The organism is Ramlibacter sp. (genome assembly GCF_035706265.1).
Classification (GTDB): domain Bacteria; phylum Pseudomonadota; class Gammaproteobacteria; order Burkholderiales; family Burkholderiaceae_C; genus Ramlibacter.
Window position 1 is genome coordinate 1 of the sequence record NZ_DASSVG010000479.1, and the last position, 9,110, is coordinate 9,110.

Sequence of the window (9,110 nt, forward strand, 5' to 3'; positions counted from 1 at the left end):
TCGGGTTTCGCGCAGGGCATCAATGCCGGCGTCAACATGGGTAAGTCGTGGATCGACGCCTACCGGACATCAGCTGACCGGCAGGAAATCGAAAAGGCGATGGGTGCTTCTGGATTGGACAGCGAGGAAATCGGTGTCGACTACCTGAAGCAGAATTTCGGGCTAGATGACAACGCGGCCAACACCATGTTGACCTCGCTGAAGACCGACCCGACCAAGGCGCGCTCGCTGCTGAATGCCACCAACATGGTGACGGGCGGGGCGGCGGGTGGGCCGGGGCAGCTGGAAGCAGGCACCGACGCGCTGGGCAAGCCCACCGCTGTGCGCACCGCCGCTATCGACATGAGCAACCCGCAGGGCACACCACTGGCAGCGCCTCCCACTATCGGTAGCGCCAACGCTGCGGCGCCGGATCAGGTCAGCAGGCGCTACGCTGATGCAGCGGTGGGCCAGCCCGCTGCCGGTAGGCCGACACCGCAGAGCGCGTTCGTGAGTCAGTACGGGCCGGTGGTGCAGAGCATCGCCCAGCAACTGAACGTCGACCCGGCCATCATCGCCGCCAAGCTCGGCCATGAGACGGCATGGGGCAAGTCGGTGATCCCGGGCACCAACAATCTCGCCAACATCAAGGACTTCTCAGGCGGCGGCGTGCAGGCGCGTGATCGGCTCGAAGGCTCGAATGATCGTTACCGCCAGTACGACAACACCGAGCAGTTCGCCGCCGACTACGTGCGGCTGATGAAGTCGAAGTACCCCGGCGTAGTGGGTGCCGGCGAGGATGTCGACAAGTTCATTTCAGGCATGAAGGGATATGCCACCGATCCGCAGTACGGCGCCAAGCTGAAGGCGTCGTATGAGAGCGTGCGCAAGAATGTGCCGGGCGGCAATCTGGCGCTCGATGTGGTAGGCAAAGGCTCGGCTAACGCACCAGTCGTAGCCGCCGCGATTCAGACGCCAGAGGGCCAGCAAGCGGTGGCCGACGACATCACCAAGATGCAGCAGGTGGCGGAACGTGTGCGCATCCCGAAGAACGCGCAGTTCCGCGTGAGCGAAGATGGCAAGGTCATGATGGACACGCCGCGCTCCGACGCCGATCAGTACCTGAATGTCGCCAAGATTTATCTGCGCCAAGGCAAGACCAGCGAAGCCAAGCAGGCGATGGATATGCACTTCCAGACCAAGGCGTCGGAGGCGGCGGAGTACGTGCGTGACATCATGCAGGACGACTCGCTCGACGCCGATGGAAAGATTGGCGCGCTGTCACGTGGCACCGGCATCCGCATCTACAAGGACAAGGATGGCAGCTATGTGTCTCCCGACCTGACAGGCGCCCCCGGCGAAGGCGGTAAGCACAAGCGCCTGTCGGTTGCCGACATCGGCCAGTTCGCCAACATGATGACTACGCCCGAGGGTATGAAGTACCTGTACGGCCACAAGCTGGAGCAGGAAAAGCTCGCTACCACGCAGCGCAAGGTCGCGCTCGAAGAACGGCAGGAAGGCACCGTCGGTACACCCGGTTCGCAGTCGCGGTTGCGCGAGGCACAGACACTGAACTATCTGGCCCAGCCCGGCATCGAGCGCGCCAAGATTGAAGCCTCAGCTGGTAAAGGGCCGACCGACAAGGGCGACTTCATGACGATCCAGCCCGGTCAGCAGTTCATGGTCAACGTGCCCAGCGGCAAGGGTGGGCAGGCCGAGTCACGCTCAATGACCATGTACACACCCCCGGCAGGCATGCAGGGGGGTAGCGGCATGATGGACGCCAGCGAAATGGAAAAGCTGCCCGCTTACCAGAAGGTGATCGCCGACAGCCCCTACGGCAACCCGGAGGGCAGCGGCGTGCGCATCGGCATCCAGACCAACCCCGTGCAGGTCGACCCCGGCACCAAGAACCTGACCAGTCACGCCGGTGAGCTGTCAGGGCGCTTCACCTTCCCGGCCACGGCGGTCAACCCTGCTACCGGCCAGCGCGAGGCGTTCGGCTTTGTCGACGGCAAGCCGGTGTGGGCGAGCGAGTCCAACGGGCGCGTGCCGATGTATCGCACGCCAGAGCAGGCGGCTAAGGCTGCTGAGCAGATGACCGACTACCTGATCGGGCAGAAGAAGCCAGAGGCGAACGCGGCCAAGGCGGCGGCCAAGAAAGCGCTCGATGAGGCCAAACCCGCTTATGCGCAGGCGCCCGGGGTGAAGCGGCGCAAGCAGGCCATTGAAACCGCAAGCAAGGGGTAGGCCATGAGCGACGGACTGGTATGGTCGGAACCGCCCAAGGGCGATGAAGACTCCGGGCTGGTGTGGGGCACGCCCGGTGGCACCGAAGCCAACGTGACCGGCCCCACCAGCCAAGGCTGGGGCGATGTCACCTCCGGCGTCGGACGCGGCCTGCGGGCAGCGGGCGCGGCCACCCTCGGCGAGCTGTTCGACAGCGACGAGCTGCGCCGCTCGGCGGGGCGCGCGGCCATCGAGCGCGAGCTGTTCAGCGAGCGGGCCACGCAGGGCGGGCTGCCCGGTGGCTTGTCAGACGTGACCGGCCCGGTGTCGGCGGCCCAGCTGGTCGGGCGCGGCCTCGTGGAGTCCAGCCCCAGCCTCGCGCTGTACGGCGCCGGGGCGCTGACCGGCCCGGTTGGCATGGGTGCGGCGCTGGCCGGCAACCTCGCCATGCGCGGCGGCGAGAACATGGCCGCCCGTATCTCGCGCGGCGAAGCCTCGAACCCGATGGAGAGCTACATGTACGCGGTGCCGCAAACGGCACTGGACATCGGCGGATCAGCCATGCTGCTTAAAGGCGGCTTGGCGGGCCGGGTGGCTGAGGATGTCGCCAGCTGGGGCGGCAAGGGGCTGGCGCGTACCGCTGCCGGCGCCGCCACCGAAGCAGTCGAGCAGGCCGGGATCGGCGGCGCAGGGGCGATGTTCGGCGCACTGGGCCAAGGCCGCGACATCACCAGCCACGAACTGCTGGAGGGCGCGGTGCTGGGCGGCATGATGGGCGCCCCGTTCGGTGCCGTGCATGGCCTGCGGGCGCGGGCCGAGGCGATCAACACCACTCCGGTGCCGGACATGGAGCAGGGTGCGACCAACTTGACGCACGTTGCTACGGCGCAGAACTTCGACCGCCCCACATGGGAGCGGCGGGGCGGCGGCGACATCTACGCCTATGACGAGGCGATGCGACAGGGCGGCCAGTACAATCTGCCACTGCGCGAGCGTGAGCAACGCGGTCAGCGCCCGATGGATGTCGGGGCCGGCCCTTTGCCACCCGAGCGCGAACTGAGCGGCCAGCAGTTGGATCTATTCCAGCCCCGCCAAGCCGGTTTGGAGCTGGTGGGTGGTGCAGGCCCACGTATCCCGCCCGAGGCGCCCAGCGGCCCGATGCGCCCCGCTGCCGAGCTTGCCGGCATGCAGGCGGGCTTCGATTTCGACACGCCCGTGCGTCGCACCGGCACTTACGCCGATCAAGGGGCGATTGACGCACTTGCTAGGGTGACAGGTCGGGGCGGTGGCGAGCCGCCCGGAGCGCCGCCCGCGCTGGCGATGCCGAACCAGATGCCGGCACCCAACCCGAACGCCCAGTTGGCGCTGCCGTCCGGCCAGCGGCCTCTGCCCAAGCTGCCGCCGCGCGCTGCTGAGCTGATGCAGCGACAGGCAGCCAACGAGCCGGGCCGGATCGCCCAGCTGCCCGAGCGCGGCAAGCCTTTCACCCTGACCGGCCAGACCCCCGAGCAGCTGCGGGCGCTGTCCAAGGCCGCCGAGGCCGAGGCCAACCGGCTGGAGCTGGAAAGCCCGGTCAGCCACGCCGGCCAGCGCGAGCTGGACTTGGGCGAGCCGCAGCCCGCTGCGCCGTCACGCAAACAGCCAGGTCAGATGGAGCTGCTGGCGCCCACGCAGGGCGGCGAAGCGCCGTGGCAGCAGGTCGTGCGCGACGCCTACAAGACGGCGAGCGGCAACATGCAGGGCATTCAGGCGTTCGGCAAGGTGCTGAAGGCCGCCAACGCCGAGGACGCGGCGGCGCTCATCCGCGAGAAGGCCGATGACAGCAGCGCGACGGGGTTCAGCAAGCTCGACGCCATCCACAAGGCGCTGACCGGCGAATCCCTTGAGCAACACGCCGCCCGCACGGCGGCACCAACCGGAGAAGCTCATGCCCCTCAAACCCGGAAAGAGCAAGGCAGTGGTCAGCCAGAACGTGTCGGAAATGATGCACAGCGGGTATCCGCAGAAGCAGGCGGTGGCGGCAAGCCTGAACCAAGCCCGAAAGAGCGGGGCAAAGCTGCCAAGCCCGCCGAAGAAACGCGGCCCACCACCAAAGCCAAAGATGAAGTAAAGCCCAAGGAAGAACCGAAGGCCGAGGAAACCAAGCTGCCTGAGCAGGGGAAGGACACCCCGGCTCAGGGCATGGATGCGATCACGATGGCGCGCGAGCAGGCACCGGAAAACCGGCCCGGCCTGAAGCGCATGCTGGACGACATCGAGGAACAGTTCGACAAGCACTTCGGCAAGATTCAGCGCGATCCCAAAAAGCGGCGCGAGTACATCGAGACGCTATCGCACATCGCGCATCTGGAACGCGATCCGAAAGCGGTGGCACGCGCCCGCGAAATGCTGGACGATTTTGCCAGCGATGCCGAGAAGGAAGCGGCGCTGAAGGCGACGGCGGAGGAAGCGGCGCTGCGCACCAGCTCAGATGTACGCGGCGAGTTCCGCGAGGCAGCGGGCAAGGGCGAGGGCGCGCACGACCGCGAAGTGTTCAGCATGGCTGGCGAGGGCAAGAGCGCACGCGAGGCGCTGGAACACGTCGCCGCGAACCATCCTAACGCCGATGTTAGATCGCTCGCGCAGAAGCTGCTGGACGACCACGATCTGGAGCACGTCAAGCTGCGCCACGGCACCGAGGCGGAGCGCAAGGCCGCGCCCGCCGACGCGCTCGGCGAGAGCAAGGGTGACGAGGTACTGCTGCACTCGACCCGCGACGCCGGCCAGACGCTGGTGCACGAGCTGGCGCATCAGGCTACGGTCAAGGCGCTCGATGCAGGCGGCAAGGCAGCGGTGGAAATGCGCCGGCTCTATGCCGAGGCGCAGAAGGTGCAGGGGCTGGCGAAGGAGTACGGCCTGAAGAACGTCAAGGAGTTCGTGGCCGAGGCGTTCTCGAACCCCGAATTCCGGGCCAAGCTCGACGCAATCAAGGCGCCGGGCGGCACTAGCCTGTGGCAGCGCTTCAAGGCCGCTGTCGCGCGCCTGCTGGGCGTGGAGAAGTCGCTGCTCGACGCGGTAATGGAAGCGGGCGAGGGCTTACGCAGGGAACATCCTGCGGTCGCCCACGGAGACGGCTCCCCAAACTCCATGTACCGTCAGGCCACGGAGGGCGGCGCCACCGGTAGGGGGCACGCTATGTCTGACGGGTTGGCGAAGATGTACAGCGATGCGCAGGGCACGGGCAAGAGTGCCCGCGAGCTGGTAGGCAAAATCAACATCGCCACCATGCCGACGCACATCATTGCCAAGACTTATGACCATATCCTGCCGCACCTGAAGAATCTGGCCGCGTTGATGGATCAGCGCACCAACCGCATTGGCGACTTGCAGCGCAAGGTCATCGACGTAACCAACAAGATTGAGGCGGCGCGCAAGGCCGCAGGCGCCAAGCATCTGGAGCGGCTGCATCAGGTCATCGGCGATACGCAGGTTGCTGGTATCCACCCGGCCAAGGCGGGCGCGCTGGACACGCTGCGCGACGTGCGCGACCGCGCAGTCAAGGACGCGGCGAGGGCAAAGGGCGACAACGGCGTCGAAGCGCTCAAGGCCAAGGAAGCGGCGCGCAAGGCGACGGCGGCGTACAACGCCCGCGAACAGTGGGAGGCCATGACCAAGCATGAACGCGACGCACTCGACGCCGCGTTCGATGCCTTGCAGGACATGCAGCACGAGCGGGTTAATGCACTGCGCCGCATCGTCGGTGAAAAGGACTCGCCGTTCTTCGAGTTTCGTGGCCCCTACGCGCCGCTGCGCCGCTACGGTGACTGGATCGTATCGGTCAAGTCCAAGGCGATGCAGGCCGCCGAAGCCGAGCTGGCCGAGGCCCGCGCCACAGGTGACAGCGGCGCGATCAAGGCCGCGCAGGAGAAGGTGTCGCTGATGAACCGCGACCCGGATCACCGCAGCGTGCACGCAGTGGAGAACGCCCGGCTCGCCGAGGAAAAGGCGGCGCAGCTCAGAAGCGCCGTAGGTGAAGACTCGCAGGTGCACAGCTTCACCCGCAACGATTTCTTCAAGCAGGACACCGGCCACCGCGACGTGCTGGTCAACGACATCCTCGCCCGACTCGACCACGAGTACGCGGGCAGCCCCGACCTCGCCGCGCTCAAGGCGATGGTCGAGGACGCCTACATCGAGCGCCTGCCGGACGGCAGCGCGGCCAGCATGAGTGCGCACCGCCAGCTGGTGCAGGGCTGGGATCAGGACTTCTCACGCGCCATCATTGACCGACTGGGGCGCGATGCCTTCCAGATCGGCACGCTCGAATACGGCAAGCGCATGGCGGAGGCGCTGAAGACCCTCGATGGTGAGCGCCGCGAAGTGGGTTCCGCACAGGCTTCCAGCGTCTACGACACGATGGCCGGGCGTCTCGCCCACGAGGCCAATTACAGTAAGTTCGCAAAGGCAGAGCGTATGGTCGCCGAGGCCACCCACGTGTTCTACCTCGGCGCGTCGCCCGCGTTCATGCTGATGAACATGTTGCAGACGCCGATGATGTCGGTGCCGGTAATGGCAGGTAAATTCGGATTCGGGCGCAGCATGGGCGCCGCTACCCGCGCAGTCGGCGATGTCTGGCGGCTGTTCAATCGGGATGTAGGTCTGGACGTGTCAGGGGCCAAGCACCTCACCCCCGAGGAAAAGCTGATGATCGGACAGATGGAAAACCTCGGCCTGATCGACCTCACCACCGCTCACACATCGGCCCGCATGGCGCGCGGCGAGCGCATCATCGACCCGAAGACCGGGAAGGAGAAAGCCATCGCAGCCGGCCAGAAGGCGAAAGAACTGCTGAACCGCCCGGTGCAGTACATCGAAAGTGTAAACCGTGGCGGCACTGCGCTCGCTGCATACCGTCTTGCGAGAGAGGGCGGTGTGCGCGGGCGCGGGGGCGCCAAGATGGGTCACGAGGCGGCAATGGCCTATGCCGCCGATGTATTGCGTGACTCCCACGTGGACTACAGCGCGCAGATGAACCCCACGTTCCTGCGCATCCCCGGCGCTCGCGTGTTGTTCCAGTTTCAGAAGTACGGCCTGACCATGTTTCACATGCTAAGTCGTACCATGTTCGATGCGTATGGGCACCCCAAGGAAGTGGCGCGGCTGCGTGAACAACTCGCCAACAAGGGGCTGCCAGAAGAACGCCGCGCTCAGTTGCAGGAATCGCTTGATAACTTCCTGACGCGGCGCACCGAGGCGCGGTATGTGTTGACCGGCATCCTTGGCATGCATCAACTGATGGTGGGCGCGATGGGTCTGCCGTTCGCAGGGCTGGGCTTCTCGGCAGCAGACATCATGCGCAACTGGACGGGCGACCCCGAGGATCAGGTCGACACCCGGGCTGACTTCCAGAACTACCTCGCGCGGGCATTCGGCACCGATGTCGCCACGCTTGTGGCACGCGGTATCCCCGCTGCGGTACTGGGCGTCGACCTGTCGCGCCGCGCCGGTCTTGGTGACGTGGCTCCCGGCACCCAGTTGCTGACTAACATCAGCCGAAGCCGGGCGGAAGCGGGCGGGGCGAGTGACTTGTTTGCCAAGCAGTTGGTCAGTCTCACCGGCCCAGCGGGCGGTATGGGCCAGCAGTTCTTCAAGGGCATGGACAAGATCGGCGCGGGCGATTACGTGGAGGGCGCAGCGACCATGATGCCGCGTGCTATCTTCCACGCCAACGAGGCTATCAAGCAGGGGCGTGAAGGCGTCGAAATCGCTGGCAAGCAAGTCCACGAGCCGTTGAACACGAGCGATGCATTTATTCAGTTCCTCGGCCTGCCGTCCACCGAGGTGGAACGCACGAAGGAAGCCGCATACTCCGCTCGGGCACTGACAGGCCGCGTGTCGCTCACACGGTCGCGCCTGATTGCGCAGGCCGCTGAAGCGCGCGCTGCTGGGGAAGGGATGCCTCAAGAAGTGATGCAGTTCAATGAGCGCAATCCCGGATTGCGAATCACCGTTGGCGATGTCATTAAGCACCAACGTAAGGAAGCGGCAGGTGGACAAATCAAGCCTCCAAGGCCCGGTAGCGTACAGGCAGAACTCCAGCGTCGGCGCGAGACGCAAATGGAATACGCAACCGACGAGGACTGATGTGGAGGAAAGAAAAGCCCACTCAGGCGTTGCACCTGAGCGGGCTTTCGCAACACGCTCTCTCTAGCGTCGCCATCCGGTGAAGGCTGGCAGATGCAATGTAGCGCAATTTATTACAGAGAGCCACCCCTTTGTGTGGACATTTGCGTGTCCTAAATTACAAAGTAACTGAGTACGCACGCTGTCTATACACGCGCGATCCACGCTATCTACTCAATTGAGTTACGTTGCTCTGACTTTTAGCGACAGGTGGAGCCACCTGCTCTAGCAGGTCGCGGTGGCGGAACACGTAGCAGTCGAAGCGCGCATCCACTGCATGCAGCATGGTGCCGCCCGTCAGGCGCTTGGTGGTGGTGCCGCGCTCCATCACATTAGCCCGGATCGCTTCCTGACGAATCGCAAAAGCGTTCTCCCCCGCAAACTTGTTGAAGGTGGTCGTGCGCACATACATCAGGCCGCTGAACGGCTCGTGCCGGGCATAGACCTCATGCGGCAGCGAGTTGGAGTCGGCCTCCACGATGCCGTAGTCCATGCGGTTGGCCGGCATGTCGTCGTCGCCCAGCGGTGCGCCGTCCGCCACTTGCCTGATGCTGCTCAGGGTAATCCCGTGCTTCTGCATGATAGCCGACAGCGTATCGAGCAGCTGAGTCAGCACCGGGGCATTCTTGGCGTTATAGGCATCGCGCATCACCAGCAGGTGCTGGTGCAGGAACGCGCGGAACGCCTTCATGTCCAGCTCCCAGTTGATGATGCCGACCTTCTTGGCGATGTGCAGCCCG

At 65.2% G+C, this 9,110-nt stretch carries 3 protein-coding genes; 2 read left to right on the forward strand and 1 reads right to left on the reverse strand.

Features of this window, described 5'->3' with window-relative positions; genetic code table 11:
* Positions 1–2,229: glucosaminidase domain-containing protein (locus VFM98_RS17155; protein WP_325111114.1), on the forward strand; the 2,229-nt coding region annotated here is incomplete at its 5' end.
* A 3-nt stretch (positions 2,230–2,232) separates the two neighbouring features.
* Positions 2,233–8,331: a PLxRFG domain-containing protein gene (locus tag VFM98_RS17160; RefSeq protein WP_325111115.1), complete on the forward strand. Its 6,099-nt coding sequence runs from the start codon at positions 2,233–2,235 to the stop codon at positions 8,329–8,331.
* A 205-nt stretch (positions 8,332–8,536) separates the two neighbouring features.
* On the opposite strand, the gene VFM98_RS17165 is transcribed toward VFM98_RS17160, so the two are convergent.
* A partial coding sequence (locus VFM98_RS17165; RefSeq protein WP_325111116.1) for a hypothetical protein occupies positions 8,537–9,110 on the reverse strand: 574 nt, incomplete at its 5' end.